This is a genomic window from Siminovitchia jepli (assembly GCF_047228825.1).
Taxonomy (GTDB): domain Bacteria; phylum Bacillota; class Bacilli; order Bacillales; family Bacillaceae_C; genus Siminovitchia.
Genome location: NZ_JBFEGN010000199.1, coordinates 1 through 1,200, shown reverse-complemented (window position 1 = coordinate 1,200; position 1,200 = coordinate 1). Strand labels below are relative to the sequence as shown.

The 1,200-nt window shown below is 43.2% G+C and carries 1 protein-coding gene; it reads left to right on the top strand.

Annotation, left to right across the window (positions count from 1 at the left end):
• Positions 1–1,200 (top strand): IS1380 family transposase (locus AB1L08_RS22370; RefSeq protein WP_413066774.1); only part of this gene is annotated, 1,200 nt, incomplete at both ends.

Genomic DNA, 1,200 nt, shown 5'->3' with positions numbered 1-1,200 from the left:
TCATTTGAAAAATTCAACCAATATAGCTGGATTATTGCCATTCCTTCAGTTTCTGAAACAAATGGATATTGAAAATTCCTTTCGGTGTTTTGATGTCATTAAGAAAAGCAATGCAAAATTTCCGTTTCGCAAGATCATTGTGTATCTGATCATTGGGTGGATGGCTTCATGTACAAGGCTTTTCCACTTCCGTTCACTTCAAGAGGATACATTGGTCAAACAGTTTATGGGCGGCAAGTGCCCTCACTATACATTGCTGGGCAAAGATTTAAGGAATCTTGCAACATTCAATGTACAACTTGATCTGAAAGAGATCATGCACGATATCATTGAGCCTGCCTTGCCTTCAGATTTGATTCTAGACTTGGATTCGTCCGTCGAAATCGTTTACGGAGACCAGGAATCGGCCGAAAAAGGGTACAACTCGAAAAAACCTGGCCGTAAAAGCTACCATCCCTTGCTGATTTATGAAGGGAAAACAAGTCTGTTCCTGAATGGAGCTTTGCGGCCTGGAAACCAGCATACTGCCGATGGGGCCATTACTCTTGCAGAAGAGACGTTGAATTTACTCTCTGAGTCCCAAAATGTTTCCTATGCCCGGTTTGACAAAGGTTTTGCCGGGGAGGATTTTTACAGCTTTTGGGAAGGGAAGGAAATTGACTACGTGGGCAAACTCCGGTGGACGAGCCGGCTGGCCAAAGCTGTTTATACTGATCCTGCTCCATGGGTTCGATATGTCGATAAAGACATTGTCATTGAAGGAAAGATCATTCAATATCAGGCAACTTCATGGGCTAAGCCAAGAAGTGTTTCGGTTATCCGCAAAGCAGAACTGTTTGATATGGACCAGATGCAGTTTATTGATTTTATTTGGGAACATGAAGCCATGGTTCATACGATGGAATGGTCGCCGATGGACATTTGGGAATTCTATAACCAAAGGGCCTGCATGGAAAACTACATCAAGGAAGCTAAACATGGGTTTTCCATCAACCGGATTCCAACCGGCTCGTTTAAAGCCAACGAACTGGATCTGCTGCTGAAATTATTTGCATACAACCTGTTTGAGCTTTTCAAAATGGATCATTGCCCTACCCCTATGAAAAGTTATACCATCCAAAGATTTCGCAGGGAAATCGTTCAGGCAGCAGGCGTATTTGTGTCTCACGCCAGGCAAATCCTGTTAAAGATACAAGAAGG